This is a genomic window from Variovorax sp. Varisp41, assembly GCF_047325085.1.
Classification (GTDB): Bacteria; Pseudomonadota; Gammaproteobacteria; order Burkholderiales; family Burkholderiaceae_C; genus Variovorax.
In genome coordinates this window covers 6,223,878-6,238,815 of the sequence record NZ_CP168540.1, presented here as the reverse complement: position 1 = coordinate 6,238,815, position 14,938 = coordinate 6,223,878, and the positions used below count along the sequence as shown (strand labels likewise).

Sequence of the window (14,938 nt, the reverse complement as noted above, 5' to 3'; positions counted from 1 at the left end):
CGCTCACTTGGCCGCCAGGGCCTTCTCGACGTAGGTGGTGGTCACGTAGGCCGAGTAGTCGGGCTTGACCTCCTGCACCCGGCCCTGTTCCTTGAGGAACACCGCCGTGTTGGCCATCGCCTTGGCCGCGCCGCCGCCGAGCCAGGTCGGCGAGAGCTGCTCGGACAGGGTCGGGAAGCTGTAGAGCGCCATCGCCGGGCCCACGTCCTGCGGATTGGCCTTGGTCCACTTGGCCATCGCCTTGGTCTGCGGCGAGTCGGGCGTCCAGCTCTTGCCCGAGGCCTTGTACTCGTCGTTGGCGCGGTTGAGCGCCTTCACGAACGCCACCATGAAGGCCTCGTTCTCGGCCGCCCACTTGGCATTGACCACGATGCCCTCGAAGGTCGGTGCGCCGCGCTTGCCGATGCTGCCCGAGGTGGCGATCACCTTGCCGCTGGAGCGGATCTTGGAGAGCACCGGGTCCCAGATGAAGGTGGCGTCGATGTCGCCGCGCTCCCAGGCCGCCGCGATCTCGGGCGGGCGCATGTTCATCACGTTGACCTTCTTCGCGTCCACGCCGTCCATCTTCATCGCGGCCATGAGCTGGTAGTGGGCGGTGGAGACGAAGGGCGTGGCGACCTTCTTGCCCGCGAGGTCCTTGAGGCTCGCGATGCCCGAGGCATTGCGCGCCACCAGCGCCTCGGCGTCGGCGATGTCGGCCGAGATCCAGAACAGCTTGATGTCCTGCCCCTGGCTGGCCGCGGCCGTGAGCGGGCTGGAGCCGGTCTCGCCCATCTGCACGTCGCCCGAGGCCATGGCGCGGATCACGTCGCCGCCGCCCGAGAACATGCGCCAGTTGATCTTGTAGCCGGTGGCCTTCTCGACCTCGCCCGACTCCATGACCAGGCGCAGCGGGACGAGCATGTCCTGATGAGCGAAGGTGAGCTCCTTGGCCTTCTGGGCGAAGGCGGTGCCGGTGGTGGCCAGCATGAGCAGCGCTGTGGCTGCGATTGCACGGTGCAGGGATCGACGCGTGTTCATCCGGGTTCTCCTTGTCTGTTGCGGGCGGCGCTGGCCGAGGCTTCGGGGCGAGGGGTACTGTGCATGGTTGGGGGTGGGGTGCAAAGTGCCAGGGGTGGAAGGGGGAGGTGCCAGTGGACTGGGACTTACCCTTGTTTGGTGCCTTGGGGCACGGGGGAGGTGCGTTTTTTGTTTTGGGGTTGTTTTCTTTGGTGAGGCTGTTGGCCGGGTCTCGCCCCGGCGGGCGAAGCGATGGCCCGACCCACCCCCTCTGGCTGCGCCGAGGAGCGCAGCGTTTCGCGGATCAGGGCTCGCAGCTGTTTGAGCGAAGCGAGTTCTGCGAGACCCCGCGAAACGCGAGCACCGCAGGTTGCCCCGTAGCGCAGCGGAGGGGTCGCAGACAGTGGGGTCGCCTTCTTTTGCTTACTTTTCTTGGCGAGATGTATGGACCGGGCACATGGTGGACAGGTGTGCGAGGACATGGTGGACACCATCGGGCGTATCGCCCGATCGGAAGACGACCATGCCCTGGAGCACCCGAGACACCATGAGCCTGAGAGAAGAGTTCGTTGCCCTGGCACGCCAGGAAGGTGCCAATCGGCGTGAGCTGTGCCGGCGCTTCGGCATCAGCCCGCAGACCGGCTACAAATGGCTCGCACGCAGCGCCACGCTGGGTGCCGCCGGCCTGGGCGATGCCAGTCGCCGCCCGCACCACAGCCCCGGCGAGACCTCGCCCGAACTTCAACAATCCATCGTCTCGCTGCGCCAGCAGCACCCTGCCTGGGGCGCACGCAAGCTCGCACGGCGCCTGAGCGACCTCGGACAGGGTTGCCTGGCTCCGAGCACCGTCAACTCCATCCTCAAGCGCCACGGCCTCATCAGCGCCCAGGCCAGCAGTGCGGCCACCGCCTGGCAGCGCTTCGAGCACGAGGCGCCCAACAGCCTCTGGCAGATCGACTTCAAGGGCTACGTGTCCACCGCAGCGGGGCCCTGCCATCCGCTGACGCTGCTGGACGACCACTCTCGCTACAACCTGGCCCTGCGCGCCTGTGCCCGCCAGCAAACGGCCAGCGTGAAGGAGCAGTTGCAGGACGTCTTCTCCCGCTACGGCCTGCCGGTGCGCATCAATGCGGACAACGGCGCACCCTGGGGCAGTCCGCGCGAGCCGGGCCAGCTCAGCGAACTCGCGCTGTGGCTCATCCGCCTGGGCGTGCGGGTGAGCTTCAGCAGCCCCTATCACCCGCAGACCAACGGCAAGGACGAGCGCTTCCATCGCAGCCTGAAGGCGGAGTTGCTGGCCGGGCGCAGCTTCCAGGATCTGGCTCAGGCACAGCAGCAGTTCGATCGCTGGAGGCGTATCTACAACCATGAGCGCCCGCACCAGGCGCTGGGCATGAACACCCCGGCGAGCCGGTATCGCGCCAGCGAGAGGGCCTATCCGAGGACGCTGCCACCGCTCGAGTACGGCCCGAACGACACGGTGGTGAAGGTCGGCTGGCTGGGGGAGGTGCGCTTCAAGAGCAAGCGCTTCAAGGTGTCCGCAGCACTCAAGGACCACGAGATCGCGCTGCGCGCGCAGCCCGGGCGAGAGGGCTGCTACGACGTCTACTTCGTGCACCACAAGCTGCGCGAGATCGACCTGCGCGAGGCCTGAGCCACCATGCAGAATGTGTCCACCATGTCCTCGCACATGTGTCACCCATGTCTCCGGTCCATACAGCGAGACAAGAAAAGTGAGTCGCCCGCCGGGGCGAGTCCCGGCCGACAACCTCAACAAGAAGAGCACCGTCACACAACCAAGACCGCTGGCAAACTGCCCCACACCATGCCTCAAGCCGTCATCCTCCCCGCAGAAGCGCATCACTACCCTTCCCTCCACCAGACCCTCGACACGGTGGCCCGAGAAAAAAAGTACCTGGCCCTCACCGAGGCCCCGCCCTACGACTCGACCACCGACTTCTACCGCCACCTGCGCGCCACCCACTCCCCTCACTTCGTAGCCGTAGAAAACAACCAGGTCATAGGCTGGTGCGACATCGCCCCCACCTTCGGCCAGACCCGCGCCCACGCAGGCACCCTCGGCATCGCGATGCACCCCCAGGCACGTGGCCGCGGACTCGGTCCGCAGCTGCTGCGCGCCGCCATCGAAGCCGCCTGGCTCAGGGGCCTCACCCGCATCGAACTCACGGTGCGCGACGACAACCTCCCCGCCAAGGCCCTCTACGAACGCTTCGGCTTCCAGCACGAAGGCCTGCAACGCCAGGCGATGCGCGTCGACGGCATCTACCACGACGTCCACGCCATGGCCCTGCTCGCCACCGAGGCCACCGCGCCCCACTAGACTGCTCCGTACCCGACAAGAGCCCGGAGACACGACACCATGTGCAGGAGCATCAAGACCCTCTACAACTTCGAGCCGCCCGCCACCGAGCAGGAGATCCGCGCCGCGGCCCTGCAGTTCGTGCGCAAGCTCAGCGGCTTCAACGTCCCCTCGCGCGCCAACGAGGCCGCGTTCGAACGCGCCGTCGAGGAAGTCAGCGCCAGCGCCGCGCGGCTGCTCGAATCGCTGGTGACCACGGCCGAGCCGCGCGACCGCGAGATCGAGGCCGAGCGCGCCAGGGCCCGCTCGGCCGCGCGCTTCGGCACGCAGCTTTCCTGACCGCCACCGGCGCACGCGCCCGAGCCCGCCGCGTTCGGCCTTTGCCGCGCACGGTTTTTGCGCCTGCCGCGGCGCAGGTCCAAAAGGCCTTTGGTATCGTGCCTTGCAAGCCGAAACACATTCAAGAAGACGCGGACATCGACCGAATGAGAAAGACCTATATCGGAGGCTGCCACTGCGGCGCCGTGCGCTTCGAAGCCGACATCGACCTGAGCCTGGGCACGCTGCGCTGCAACTGCGCGATCTGCACCCGCACGCGCTTCTGGCCAGCCATCGTCGAGCCCGGGGCCTTCCGCCTGCTCGAGGGCGAATCCGAGCTCAGCGAGCAGATGCTCGACACCCGCAACAGCCACTACATCGTCTGCAAGCTCTGCGGCGTGCGCTCCTTCGGCGTGGGGCATTCGCCCGAGACCGGCGCCCATGCCTACGGCGTGAACGTGACCTGCCTCGACGACGTGGACCTCGACGACCTCGTCAACTCGCCGCTGCAGTACGTGGACGGCCACCGCGGCACCTGGCACGTGGCGCGCACGGCCATCGATCCCTGAGACGACGATCAACAGACAGACAACCACAATCCACAGGAGACACCCTCATGCCTTTCGAACTCTGGCTCGCCTTCGTGGCCGCCTCGGCCGTGCTGCTGGTCATTCCAGGTCCGACCATCCTCACGGTGATCAGCTACTCGATGTCGCACGGCCGCCGCGCCAACGTGCCGCTGGTGGCCGCGGTGGCGCTCGGCGACTCGACCGCGCTGGTGGTGTCGCTGCTGGGCCTGGGCACGCTGCTCGCGGCCTCGGCCTTCTGGTTCAACGCGGTGAAATGGGTGGGGGGGCTGTACCTGCTGTACCTGGGCATCAAGCTGCTGCGCGCGGGCGTGTCGAGCGCCGAGATCGCGACACCGGAAGCACCCGCCTCGCGCTGGCGGCTGTTCGCCAACACCTACCTGGTGACGGCGCTCAACCCGAAAGGCATCGTGTTCTTCGTGGCCTTCCTGCCGCAGTTCATCAGCCAGAAGGCCGCGGTCGCGCCGCAGATGTGGGTGCTGGCGCTGACCTTCGTCGCAATGGCCACGCTCAACGCCACGCTCTACGCGGTGTTCGCGGGCTCGGCGCGGCGCCTCCTGTCGTCGCCGCGCGCGCAGCGCCGCTTCAACCTCGGCGGCGGCGCGCTGCTGAGCGCCGCGGGCCTGTGGGCGCTGATGGCGCGCCGGCCGGCCTGATCGCTCAGTTGCGCGTCGGATCGCCGGGGCGGCGGTCGTAGCGGTTGGGCACGCCATCGCCGTCGCGATCGCGGTCGTAGCGGTTCGGCACGCCGTCGCGGTCACGGTCGCCGTAGCCGGCGCGCGGCGGCGGCGGACGGTCGTAGCCGGGGGCGACGACGCAGCCGGCCAGCACGGCCGAGGCCGACAGCACGACGGCCAGGGTGGCGAGTCTGTTGTTCTTCATGATGCATCTCTCCTTGGAATGGTTGTGGAACACCGCACCGGCTTGCCTCTGGGCGCCGCGGCGGTAGCGCATTGAAGGTCACGCCGGTCGAGCCGCGGTGTCGCGATGGCTGCGCCACGGTGAAGTTGTGTGACCGGATGTGGCCGCTGCCGCAGACTGTGAACGACCCACCCGCCCACCGCGTGGCGGCGCGCCCCGCGTCCGTGGGTAGGCGCATGCCGCGCGGCACGGGTTCGAACTTCCGTCTACATCTTTCGGCAGGACGGCAGCCCGATGCGCATGGCCGAGAATGGCTGCCGCTTTCCAGCCCCGCGCATTCCCCGCGCGCACCCCTGCCCTGATGCCGACGCCCATCGCCCTGTTTCATTCCCCCGCGCTCCCGCGCCTCACGCTGGCGCTCGCCGCGCTGATGCTGACGGCGCAGGCCGCATGGGCCGTGCCGAGCTTCGAGGAGGTGAAGCGCGACTTCCGCTCGTCCGACACCGCGGTGCTCGACCGCAACGGCGAGCTGCTGCAGCGCGTGCGCACCGACGCCAGCGTGCGGCGCGGCCAGTGGACGGCGCTGGCCGACATCTCGCCGGCCTTGCGCACGGCGATGGTGCTCAGCGAGGACCGGCGCTTCTACGAGCACAGCGGCGTCGACTGGCGCGCGGTCTCGGCCGCGGCCTGGGGCAACCTCTGGAACACGCGCACGCGCGGCGCCTCGACCATCACGATGCAGCTCTCGGGCCTGCTCGACGAGGACCTGCGGCGCGGCGGCGGCGGCCGCAGCCTGACGCAGAAGCTCGGCCAGACCGTGGCCGCGACCCAGCTCGAGCGCCAGTGGCGCAAGGACCAGATCCTCGAGGCCTACCTCAACAGCGTGCCGTTCCGCGGCGAGATCGTGGGCATCGACGCGCTCTCGCGCACGCTGTTCGGCAAGGCGCCGAGCGGCCTCGACGCGCGCGAGGCCGCCGTGGCCGCCGCGCGGGTGCGCGCGCCCAACGCGCGGCCGGCCCTGGTGGCGCAGCGCGCCTGCGAGGTGCTGCGCACCATGGAGCCGCAGCGCAAGGCCGACTGCGAGGCGCTCGACATGTTCACCAGCGCCGCGGTGCAGCGGCGCGCCTTCGAGGCCAGTGAAGGCATCGCGCCGCATGCCGCGCGGCGCGCGCTTCGCCAGGCGCGCGAGGGCCGCGAGCCCGGGCAGGAAGACACGCCGCCGGCCGAAGCCAGGGCGGCGGCGAAGGACACCGGCGACGGCAGCGTGCGCACCACGCTGCGCGCGCCGCTGCAGCGCTTCGCGCTCGGCACCCTGCAGCGGCACCTGCGCGAGCTGCGCGGCCGGCACGTGGAGGACGGCGCGCTGGTGGTGCTCGACAACGCCACCGGCGAGGTGCTGGCCTGGGTCGGTTCCTCGGGGCCGCTGAGCCAGGCGGCCGAGGTCGACGGCGTGATCGCGATGCGCCAGCCGGGCTCGACGCTCAAGCCGCTGCTCTACGGCCAGGCGATCGCCGAACGGCGGCTCACCGCGGCTTCGCTGATCGAGGACTCGTCGGCGCAGATCAACACCGCGAGCGGCCTCTACATCCCGCAGAACTACGACCGCCGCTTCAAGGGCCCGGTGTCGGCGCGCACCGCGCTCGCGGCCTCGCTCAACGTGCCGGCCGTGCGCACGCTGGTGATGGTGTCGCCCGAATCCTTCGCGCGCGGGCTGCGCGCGGCCGGCCTGCCGCTGCGCGAGAGCGGCGACTACTACGGCTACAGCCTCGCGCTCGGCAGCGCCGAGGTCACGCTGCTGTCGCTGACCAACGCCTACCGCATGCTGGCCAACGGCGGGCGCTACGGCACGACCACGCTGCTGGCGCCGGCGGCGCCCGACAAGTCGAGGAAGACCGCCGCCGCCACCGCGAAGAGCCCCCCGGCGCCGGTGCTCGACCCGCGCGCCGCCTTCATCGTCGGCGACATCCTGTCCGACCCCAACGCGCGCACCCGCAGCTTCGGCCTCGACAGCATCCTCTCGACCCGCTTCTGGAGCGCGGTGAAGACCGGCACCAGCAAGGACATGCGCGACAACTGGGCGGTGGGCTGGTCGCAGCGCTACACGGTCGGCGTGTGGGTCGGCAACGCGAGCGGCGAGTCGATGTGGGACGTGAGCGGCACCAGCGGCGCGGCGCCGGTCTGGGCCGAGGTCATGCGCTTCCTGCACGCGCGCGAGCCGAGCCGGGCGCCCGCGCCGCCGCCAGGCCTGGTGCGCACGCACATCGACTTCGGCCCCGGTCCCGACGGCAATGCGCTCGAGGCCGCGCGCGACGAATGGTTCGTGCAGGGCACGGAGCAGCCGCTGTTCGCGCTCGCGAACGAACCCGGCGCCGCGGGCACGGCCGCCATCGCGCGCATCACCGCGCCGGCCGACGGCACGATCATCGCGCTCGATCCCGACATCCCGCCGCTGCGCCAGCGCGTGCGCTTCGAATCGGAAGGCCGCGGCGTGCAATGGCGCATCGACGGCAAGCACTTCGCGCGCGGCAACAGCGCGCAGTGGCTGCCCTGGCCGGGCCGCCACCTGATCGAGCTGGTCGATGCCGGCGGCAAGGTGGTGGACCAGCGCCGGCTCGAGGTGCGCGGCGCGGGCGTCGTGACGAAGAGCGCCCAGCGATGAAGGCGACGACCCCGAACTCCCGACCCGGCCTGCACCTCTGGCTGTGTCTGGTGCTGCTGTTCGCCGCGGTATTCGGCGCGCAGGCCAAACCCGTGCCCGTGCCGGCGATGAAGTCGCGCGTGATCGACCAGAACAAGACGCTCGACGCCGCGCAGGCCGAGGCGCTGCGCGAGCGCATCGCCGACATCGAGCGCGAGACCCGGGCCCAGCTCGCGGTGCTGATCGTGCCGACCACCGGCGAGGACAGCATCGAGCAATACGCCACGCGCGTGTTCGCGCAGTGGAAGCTCGGGCGCAAGGACGAGGACGACGGCGTGCTGCTGCTGGTGGCGATCCGCGACCGGCGCATGCGCATCGAGGTCGGCCGCGGCCTCGAGGGCCGCATCACCGACATCCAGGCCGCGCGCATCATCGACCAGGAGATGACGCCGCGCTTTCGCGCCGGCGATTTCGACGGCGGCCTGGGTGCCGCGGTCGACGGCATCGCGCAGCTGATCCGCGGCGAGCCGATGGCCATGGCCCAGGAGCTGCCGCTGATCGATCCGGGCGAGCCCGTCGAATCGACGCCGCCCGAGCCGCGCGGATGGCACGTCACGCCCGAGGGCTGGGCCTTCTTCGCCGTGATCGGCTGGTCGGCGCTGGTCGGGCTCTGGCAGAGCCGGCAGAAGAAGAGCGCGGCCGAGCTGCGCACCGACGCCGACTGGCTCGCCCGGCGGCGCGCACGGCAGGCCCGCAGCAGCGCGCGCCGCTCGTCGAAGCGCGCACGCCGCGCGCAGGCCAGCGTCGCGGCCGAGCTGGAAAGCGCCTCGGCCCTTGCCGCGGCCGCGCCCGGCAGGACGCTGCGGCGCTGGCCCTGGACCTTCGGCGCGCTCGCGGTCGCGCCGGTCGCCGCGGCTGCTACGCTCGGCGAACCGATGTTCGCGATCGCGCTCGCGATGATGCCGGTGCCGATGGGCTTCGGCATCGGCTATGGCTGCGGCCTGTGGCGCACCATGCGCCTCGTCGTCGCCGGCATCGCGCTGCTGATCGCGGGCGTGGCGGTCGCGGGCCGGCAACTGGGCTGGGAGCGCGTGGGCTGGTCGCTGCTCGGCATGCTGGCGCTGGGCGCGGCGGTGCTGGTCGGGCTGCTGATCGTGACCGGCATGCGCAAGGCCTGGGGCAAGGGCGTGCGCAGCTTCGTCTCGCGCTGGATCGTGGTGTGCGTGGTGGTGGGCCTGTTCGTCGGGCTGATGCACGACGAGCTCGAGCCGCAGCTGTTCCTGCTCGTGCTGGCGGCCGTCACGGTGGTGGCGCTGCTCGTGGCCTTCTTCCCGGCCGATGGCGGCGGGGGCGGCGGGCACGGCAACGACTACGGCGACAGCGGATGGGGCAGCAGCAGTTCCTCGTCCTCCTCTTCGTACGAGTCCTCGTCCTCCTCGTCGTCGGATTCGTCGTCGTCCTCGTCGGACTCGGGCGGCTCGAGCAGCGGCGGCGGCGCCTCGGGAAGCTGGTAGCGGACGACCCGGGGGAACGCCCCGACCCAAGCCCCTCCCGCCACAAGGCCTACCGACCCCCGGCCACAATTCATCCGATGATTCAATGAATTAGCACCTCATGCTAGCCCAAGCCCCTCGCACCTCCCTGGTCGAAGCCGCCGCCAACGGCATCCGCGCCGAGATCTCCGCCGGCCGCTGGCCCGTCGGCGCGCGCATCCCCATCGAGCCGCAGCTCGCCCAGTTGCTCGGCGTGAGCCGCGGCACCGTGCGCGAGGCCGTCAAGACGCTGGTCTCGCGCGGCCTGCTCGAGGTGCGCCAGGGCTCGGGCACCTATGTGCGCTCGGGCTTCGATCCCGGCGCCAGCCTGCAGAAGCTGCGCCTGGCCAGCCTGCTCGACCAGTTCGAGGTGCGCTGCGCGCTCGAGGTGCAGGCCGCGCGGCTGGCCGCGCTGCGCCACACGCCCGAGGACCTGCGCCAGCTCCACGCCCTGCTCGACCGCCGCGGCACGCCCGCGCCCGACGACGGCGGCAAGGCCTTCATCGAGCGCGACCTCGCCTTCCACCTGGCCATCGTCGACATCACGGGCAACCTCGCGCTCGCCGAGACGGTGCGCTTCATCGGCGGCTACATCAAGGACACGATCGCCAGCACCATGGGCACGCTGCTGCCCGAGCCCGACGACGCCGCGCACCGCGCCGTGGTCGAGGCCATCGCCAGCCGCGACCCCGAGCGCGCCGACGCCGCCGTGCGCGCCTTCATGACGCCCATGATCGCGGCCCTCGCCGCCGGCTCCGACACCTCCACCGGCGCCCCACGCGCGCCGTCTCGCTCATGACCGCCACCAGCACTTTCCCTTCCGCCGCCACGGCCACCCTGCGCCACGCGCCCGCCGCCGAGGCCGGCCAGCTGCTGATCGACGCCGAGATCGACAGCCAGCCCGCGCCGCCGCCCACCCCGGCACCGAGCCGCGGCCGCCGCATCCTGCTGGGCGCCAGCGTGGTGCTGATCGCCTTCAACCTGCGGCCGGTGTTCGCCAGCCTCTCGGTGGTGTTGCCCGAGATCGTCCGCGCCACCGGCCTGTCGGCCACCGCCGCCAGCCTGTTGACCACCCTGCCCGTGCTGTGCCTGGGCCTGTTCGCGCCGCTCGCGCCCGGCCTCGGCCGGCGCTTCGGCACCGAGCGCACGCTGCTGGGCTGCATGGCGCTGATCCTGGTCGGCACGCTGCTGCGCGGCACCGGCAACGTGCCGCTACTGTTCCTCGCCTCGGCGATCGCCGGCAGCGGCATCGCGGTCGCCAACGTGCTGCTGTCGGGGCTGGTCAAGCGCGACTTCGCCGGACAGGCGGCGCTGATGATGGGCCTCTACACCATGGCCGTGTGCGGCGGCGCCGCGAGCGCGGCCGGCCTCACGGTGCCGATCGAGCATGCGCTGGGCGGCGGCTGGACCGCGGCGCTCGCGGTCTGGGCGCTGCCGGCCGCGCTGGTCACGCTGCTGTGGGCGCCGCAGGCGCTGGCGCGCAAGCCGATCGCCAGCGAATCGGGCTTCACCGTGCGCGGCCTGTGGCGCGACCGGCTGGCCTGGCAGGTCACCTGCTTCATGGGGCTGCAGTCCGCGCTGGCCTACATCGTCATGGGCTGGCTCGCGCCGATCCTGCGCGAGCGCGGCCTGGCCAGCGACGTCGCGGGCTACGTGGTCTCGGTCTCGGTCATCACGCAGGTCGTGACCTGCCTCGTGGTGCCCGCGCTCGCGGTCCGGCTGCGCAACCAGATCGGCCTGGCCGTGGCGCTCGCGCTGCTCACCGTGGCCGCCATGCTGGCCCAGCTGTTCGCCCCGCTCGGCGGCGTGTGGGTCTGGGCCGTGCTGCTGGGCATCGCGCAGGGCGGCACCTTCGCGCTGGCGCTCACCATGATCGTGCTGCGCTCGCCCGATTCGCACGTGGCGGCGCACCTGTCGGGCATGGCGCAGGGCGTGGGCTACGTCATCGCGGCCTTCGGCCCGCTGCTGGCCGGGCTGCTGCACGGCTGGACCGGCAGCTTCGGCGCCGCCTCGTGGCTGTTCGTCGCGGTCGGTGTCGCGCTGGTGATCGCGGGCATCGGCGCGGGCCGCACCCTGCACGTAGGCGCGGTCACGGTACCACGCTAGCGTGGTGCTGGCGCGACGCGGTACCGGGGTCCGCGCGCGCCTACAGCAAGAAGCTCGCGCGTCCGAAGGGCGATGGGTCCGGAGCATGAGAAACTTCGTCCCATGCCGACGGTCAGACTGCGGCCCCAAGCAGGCACCGCCCCGATCCACCCGCCTCACGGCTTCTCTTCGACGAGCGCACCATGAAGAAACTTGCCGCCCTGGCCTTGCTGGGCCTGATCCAGACCGCCCCCGCGCTGGCCCAGCGCGACATGGACGTCTATGAAGCCGACCGCCGCTACTGCGCGAGCGGCCGCTCGGGCATGGACTTCCACTCCTGCATGGACCGGCTGCGCTTCGACCGCCAGCGCGACCGCGACCGCTGGGAACGCGAGCGCTGGGAACGCAGCCGCGACGACCGCAGCCGCTGGGAATACGAGCAGCGCCAGCGCTATGCCGCGCCGCCGCCCCCGCCGGTCTACCGCGGCGAACCGCCGAAGCTCAGCGACATGCAGCAGCGCGCGCTCGACAACTGCGTCCTGCTCGCACCGCGCGACCAGCCGCGGTGCCGCGCGACCGTGATGTCGACGGTGCGCTGAAAAAGCGTGCCGTTGCGCTTGCTTTCCCGCGCGCGGTGACCCCGAGGGGACCGCGCAGGCCGCCCGCGGCGGCCGTGCCGCGCTGCGCGATGCGGCGGACCGGTGCATGATGCGTCGCCGATCCATTCCATGAACGCCTCCTCCCCTCCGCAGGAAGAAGAAGCCGCCGGCTCGCCCGACGGCCTCGCGCTGTCGCGCATGGTGCGCACCGAGCAGATGCTGGCGGTGCGCCGCAGCGTGCTCGCAGCGATCCCGGTCAACCTGGTGCTGAGCCTCACGGTGGCGCTGCTGGCCCACCACTCGGAGCTGACCGCGCTCGGCCTGGCCTGGCTCGCGCTCTCGCTGGCCGTCAACGTCACGCGCATCTTCGTCTGCCGCCGGCCCTTCGTGCCCGCGCCCAACGCCGACGGCACCGATCCCTCGGTCGACCACGAGCTGCGGCTGGCCTGGCTGTTCGCGCTGCTGTCGGGCTCGGTCTGGGCCCTGATCCCGATCCTCTGCGAGGGCTACACCTCGCCCGAGACCCTGTTCTACCTGACCGTGGTCTGCGGCATCTGCGCCGGCTCGGTCACCTACGGCATCGCCTACGCGCCGGTGCCGGTCAGCTTCATCACACCGGCCCTGCTGTCGGTGATGGGCTGCCTGGTCTGGGCCGGCGGCTTCGACCGCCTGATGCTGGCCGCGATGGTGCTGGTCTATCTCGCGGCGCTGATGCGCGCGGCGCTGCAGAGCGCACGCGGCTTCCGCGAAGGCAGCCGGCTCAAGAACGAGGCCGTGTCGATGGCCGCGCGCCTGCGGCAGTCGCATGCGCTGTCGCTCGAATCGACGCGCCAGCTCGCCTTCCGCGTCGCGCACGACGCGCTCACGGGCCTGCTCAACCGCGAGGGCTTCACGCAGGCCTCGAGCCTGCGCATCGATGCCGGCGGCAAGGAGCGCGAGCACGGCCTGCTGATCCTCGGCATCGACGGCTTCAAGGCCGTCAACGACGCCTTCGGCCACAAGATGGGCGACCGCGTGCTGCAGGACGTGGCGCAGTGGCTGCAGCGCGAGCTGGCCGGCCGCGACGCCATCCTGGGCCGCTGGGGCGGCGACGAATTCGCGGCCCTGTTCGTCGCCGGGGATGGCGGCCCCTCGCCCGAGCAGGTGGCGCAGGCGCTGATCGAATCGATCGCCTCGGCCACCGCGCAGTACGGCGGCAAGCTGAGCGCGAGCGTGGGCCTGTGCGTCGAGCGCGGCGTGCCGATCGCCGACATGCTGAGCTCGGCCGACGAGGCGCTGCACGAGGCCAAGCGCGCGGGCCGCAGCCGCTGCCGCCGCTTCGACGAGGCCCTGCGCGAACGCCTGGTGACGCGGCGCGACGTGGAGCGCGACCTGCCCGCCGCGGTCGCCTCGCGCGCCATCGGCGTCTGGTACCAGCCGATCCTGGCCGACGGCGGCCGCCGGCTGCACAGCCTCGAGGCGCTGCTGCGCTGGCAGCATCCGCGCCATGGCTGGATCCCGCCCGAGGACGTGATCCGCGCGGCCGCGAGCACCGGCCTGGCCGAATCGCTGCTGCGCCACATCCTGGCCGAGATCTGCGTCGGGCTGCAGGAGCTCGCCGCGGCCGACCCGCGCTTCGAGGCCGTGCCGGTGGCGATGAACGTGTCGCCGCGCGAGATGTCGCAGCTCGCGCTCGACCGCATCGTGCTCGGCGAGATCGCGCGCCACGGCATCGGGCCGCACCGCATCCAGATCGAGATCACCGAGGAGATCGCGCTCGACACCTTCGCCGCCAGCGCGCGGCTGCATGCGCTGGCCGACGCGGGCGTGGCGATCGTGGTGGACGATTTCGGCGTCGGCTATTCCTCGCTGGCCTCGCTGCGCAGCAAGTACGTGCGGCAGGTGAAGATCGACCGCAGCTTCATCTTCGGGCTGGCCGCCTCGCCGGGCAACCGCGTGCTGGTCGAATCGGTGATCCGCCTCGGCCATTCGCTGCGCATCGACGTGGTGGCCGAGGGCGTGGAGACCGTCGAGGAGCTCGAGGCGCTCAATGCGCTCGGCTGTCCTCTGATGCAGGGCTACCACCTCGCGCGGCCCGGACCGCTCGACGTGATCGTGCCCTGGGCCCGGCGCCTGCCGGGCTGAGCCTCAGCGCGAGGCCGGGCCGCCGTGCAGCGGCAGCCGCAAGGTGAGTCCGAGCGGACCGCCCGCGTGCGAGGCCGCATAGAGCCGCCCGCCCAGGCCGGCCGCGATGCGCTCGCAGGCCCGCAGCGGCGCCGCGCCGACATCGCGCCAGTGCACCACCGCCTGCGTGCCCTCGATGCGCGCATGCACGCGCGGCGCGGCGCCCGTCGAGGCCGAGGCGGCCTGCGCAGCCACTTGCGCGAGCAGCTCGCGCAGCTCGCTCTCCACCGCCAGCACGGGTACGGCCTGCGACGGCAGTTCGACGGCGGCGCGCGGCAGCGCCGCGCCGAGCAGCGCGCGCAAGTCGTGCACCGCGCTGCGGCCGAACCGCTGCAGGGCCTCGTCGCGCGCGCGTGCCGCGGCCTCGCGCGCCCGCGCACCGTCGCGCAGGTTCGCGACCAGCAGCGAGCCCATGAGGCCGAACACGCCCGCGAAGCCGAGCCCGATGACGCTCGCGATGGCGAAGCCGAGGTTGCCGGTCTGCATGGCCATGCCGGTTTCAGCGCGGCGCGCCCGGCCGGTATTCGAGCGAGCCCGAGGGCGTGCGCTCGCAGCGGCCCGCGAGCGCGTCGCCGCGCGGGCCCGGCGGCACCGGCCGCGCGCCCTCGGGCTCGCCCTCGCACATGTCCCAGGCCGGCAGCGCGCGCGTGTACATCGCGCCGGGCAGCGCCATGTGCAGCGGCATCGGCGGCGGCGGACCTTCGCCGCGAAAGGCCGGCGGCGGGCCGTAGGGCATGGGCGGCGGCAGCACGATGCAGCCGCCGAGGCTGGCCACGGCGAGCGCGCCGGCCAGGTGCTTGATACGCAAGGTCATGAAAGCTTCTCCTCTTCTTTTT

The 14,938-nt window shown here is 71.6% G+C and carries 15 protein-coding genes; 11 read left to right on the top strand and 4 right to left on the bottom strand.

The genetic code is table 11. The features are described 5' to 3' along the window. Nucleotides 1-3 precede the first annotated feature (3 nt). The gene (gene tauA, locus ACEN9J_RS28970; protein WP_057595009.1) at nt 4-1,020 is read right to left on the bottom strand and encodes a taurine ABC transporter substrate-binding protein; all 1,017 of its coding nucleotides are present in this window, start codon (nt 1,018-1,020) and stop codon (nt 4-6) included. Nucleotides 1,021-1,522: 502 nt separating this feature from the next. Between tauA and ACEN9J_RS28965 the strand changes: the two genes are divergently transcribed. The 5 genes from ACEN9J_RS28965 (at nt 1,523) to ACEN9J_RS28945 (ending at nt 4,880) form a co-directional block, all read left to right on the top strand. Further along, a complete protein-coding gene (locus tag ACEN9J_RS28965) occupies nt 1,523-2,653 on the top strand; it encodes an IS481 family transposase (RefSeq protein ID WP_413762712.1) in 1,131 nt (376 codons plus the stop codon). A 171-nt stretch (nt 2,654-2,824) separates the two neighbouring features. Continuing rightward, the gene (locus ACEN9J_RS28960; RefSeq protein WP_057597762.1) at nt 2,825-3,340 is read left to right on the top strand and encodes a GNAT family N-acetyltransferase; all 516 of its coding nucleotides are present in this window, start codon (nt 2,825-2,827) and stop codon (nt 3,338-3,340) included. Between the two features lie 39 nt (nt 3,341-3,379). Beyond that, nucleotides 3,380-3,658 (top strand): DUF2277 domain-containing protein, encoded by a 279-nt coding sequence (locus tag ACEN9J_RS28955; RefSeq protein ID WP_057597764.1) that lies wholly within the window; start codon nt 3,380-3,382, stop codon nt 3,656-3,658. Nucleotides 3,659-3,804: 146 nt separating this feature from the next. Beyond that, a complete protein-coding gene (locus ACEN9J_RS28950; protein WP_057597766.1) occupies nt 3,805-4,206 on the top strand; it encodes a GFA family protein in 402 nt (133 codons plus the stop codon). Nucleotides 4,207-4,253: 47 nt separating this feature from the next. Then, a complete protein-coding gene (locus ACEN9J_RS28945; protein WP_057597767.1) occupies nt 4,254-4,880 on the top strand; it encodes a LysE family translocator in 627 nt (208 codons plus the stop codon). Between the two features lie 4 nt (nt 4,881-4,884). Here ACEN9J_RS28945 and ACEN9J_RS28940 read toward each other — a convergent pair whose 3' ends face one another. Then, nucleotides 4,885-5,106, bottom strand: a complete 222-nt coding sequence (locus ACEN9J_RS28940) for a hypothetical protein (RefSeq protein ID WP_057597769.1) — start codon at nt 5,104-5,106, stop codon at nt 4,885-4,887. A gap of 340 nt (nt 5,107-5,446) precedes the next feature. Here ACEN9J_RS28940 and pbpC point away from each other — a divergent pair, with 340 nt between their 5' ends. The 6 genes from pbpC to ACEN9J_RS28910 all read left to right on the top strand — a co-directional run bounded on the left by pbpC (nt 5,447) and on the right by ACEN9J_RS28910 (nt 14,063). After that, the gene (gene pbpC / locus ACEN9J_RS28935; RefSeq protein WP_413762711.1) at nt 5,447-7,744 is read left to right on the top strand and encodes a penicillin-binding protein 1C; all 2,298 of its coding nucleotides are present in this window, start codon (nt 5,447-5,449) and stop codon (nt 7,742-7,744) included. Next, the gene (locus ACEN9J_RS28930) at nt 7,741-9,237 is read left to right on the top strand and encodes a TPM domain-containing protein (protein ID WP_413762710.1); all 1,497 of its coding nucleotides are present in this window, start codon (nt 7,741-7,743) and stop codon (nt 9,235-9,237) included. Before pbpC ends, ACEN9J_RS28930 begins: the two co-directional genes overlap by 4 nt. Before the next feature lie 100 nt (nt 9,238-9,337). Next, the gene (locus ACEN9J_RS28925; protein ID WP_413762709.1) at nt 9,338-10,054 is read left to right on the top strand and encodes a FadR/GntR family transcriptional regulator; all 717 of its coding nucleotides are present in this window, start codon (nt 9,338-9,340) and stop codon (nt 10,052-10,054) included. Next, nucleotides 10,051-11,361, top strand: coding sequence for a CynX/NimT family MFS transporter (locus tag ACEN9J_RS28920; RefSeq protein WP_413762708.1), 1,311 nt, complete (start codon nt 10,051-10,053; stop codon nt 11,359-11,361). Before ACEN9J_RS28925 ends, ACEN9J_RS28920 begins: the two co-directional genes overlap by 4 nt. A gap of 182 nt (nt 11,362-11,543) precedes the next feature. Beyond that, the gene (locus ACEN9J_RS28915) at nt 11,544-11,939 is read left to right on the top strand and encodes a hypothetical protein (protein ID WP_057595271.1); all 396 of its coding nucleotides are present in this window, start codon (nt 11,544-11,546) and stop codon (nt 11,937-11,939) included. Nucleotides 11,940-12,068: 129 nt separating this feature from the next. Next, nucleotides 12,069-14,063, top strand: coding sequence for a putative bifunctional diguanylate cyclase/phosphodiesterase (locus tag ACEN9J_RS28910; protein ID WP_413762707.1), 1,995 nt, complete (start codon nt 12,069-12,071; stop codon nt 14,061-14,063). Nucleotides 14,064-14,066: 3 nt separating this feature from the next. On the opposite strand, the gene ACEN9J_RS28905 is transcribed toward ACEN9J_RS28910, so the two are convergent. Together ACEN9J_RS28905 and ACEN9J_RS28900 are read right to left on the bottom strand one after the other, a co-directional pair. Further along, nucleotides 14,067-14,594 carry an ATP-binding protein gene (locus ACEN9J_RS28905; RefSeq protein WP_261215766.1) on the bottom strand — a complete coding sequence of 176 codons (528 nt, stop codon included), beginning with the start codon at nt 14,592-14,594 and terminating at the stop codon, nt 14,067-14,069. Nucleotides 14,595-14,601: 7 nt separating this feature from the next. Then, nucleotides 14,602-14,916: a hypothetical protein gene (locus ACEN9J_RS28900; RefSeq protein ID WP_413762706.1), complete on the bottom strand. Its 315-nt coding sequence runs from the start codon at nt 14,914-14,916 to the stop codon at nt 14,602-14,604. Nucleotides 14,917-14,938 lie beyond the last annotated feature (22 nt).

What these genes read in the sequence shown, in the direction of transcription:
- tauA (WP_057595009.1), bottom strand. Translation starts at nt 1,020, where the DNA reads ATGAACACGCGTCGATCCCTGCACCGTGCAATCGCAGCCACAGCGCTG.
- ACEN9J_RS28965 (WP_413762712.1), top strand. Translation starts at nt 1,523, where the DNA reads ATGCCCTGGAGCACCCGAGACACCATGAGCCTGAGAGAAGAGTTCGTT.
- ACEN9J_RS28960 (WP_057597762.1), top strand. Translation starts at nt 2,825, where the DNA reads ATGCCTCAAGCCGTCATCCTCCCCGCAGAAGCGCATCACTACCCTTCC.
- ACEN9J_RS28955 (WP_057597764.1), top strand. Translation starts at nt 3,380, where the DNA reads ATGTGCAGGAGCATCAAGACCCTCTACAACTTCGAGCCGCCCGCCACC.
- ACEN9J_RS28950 (WP_057597766.1), top strand. Translation starts at nt 3,805, where the DNA reads ATGAGAAAGACCTATATCGGAGGCTGCCACTGCGGCGCCGTGCGCTTC.
- ACEN9J_RS28945 (WP_057597767.1), top strand. Translation starts at nt 4,254, where the DNA reads ATGCCTTTCGAACTCTGGCTCGCCTTCGTGGCCGCCTCGGCCGTGCTG.
- ACEN9J_RS28940 (WP_057597769.1), bottom strand. Translation starts at nt 5,106, where the DNA reads ATGAAGAACAACAGACTCGCCACCCTGGCCGTCGTGCTGTCGGCCTCG.
- pbpC (WP_413762711.1), top strand. Translation starts at nt 5,447, where the DNA reads ATGCCGACGCCCATCGCCCTGTTTCATTCCCCCGCGCTCCCGCGCCTC.
- ACEN9J_RS28930 (WP_413762710.1), top strand. Translation starts at nt 7,741, where the DNA reads ATGAAGGCGACGACCCCGAACTCCCGACCCGGCCTGCACCTCTGGCTG.
- ACEN9J_RS28925 (WP_413762709.1), top strand. Translation starts at nt 9,338, where the DNA reads ATGCTAGCCCAAGCCCCTCGCACCTCCCTGGTCGAAGCCGCCGCCAAC.
- ACEN9J_RS28920 (WP_413762708.1), top strand. Translation starts at nt 10,051, where the DNA reads ATGACCGCCACCAGCACTTTCCCTTCCGCCGCCACGGCCACCCTGCGC.
- ACEN9J_RS28915 (WP_057595271.1), top strand. Translation starts at nt 11,544, where the DNA reads ATGAAGAAACTTGCCGCCCTGGCCTTGCTGGGCCTGATCCAGACCGCC.
- ACEN9J_RS28910 (WP_413762707.1), top strand. Translation starts at nt 12,069, where the DNA reads ATGAACGCCTCCTCCCCTCCGCAGGAAGAAGAAGCCGCCGGCTCGCCC.
- ACEN9J_RS28905 (WP_261215766.1), bottom strand. Translation starts at nt 14,594, where the DNA reads ATGGCCATGCAGACCGGCAACCTCGGCTTCGCCATCGCGAGCGTCATC.
- ACEN9J_RS28900 (WP_413762706.1), bottom strand. Translation starts at nt 14,916, where the DNA reads ATGACCTTGCGTATCAAGCACCTGGCCGGCGCGCTCGCCGTGGCCAGC.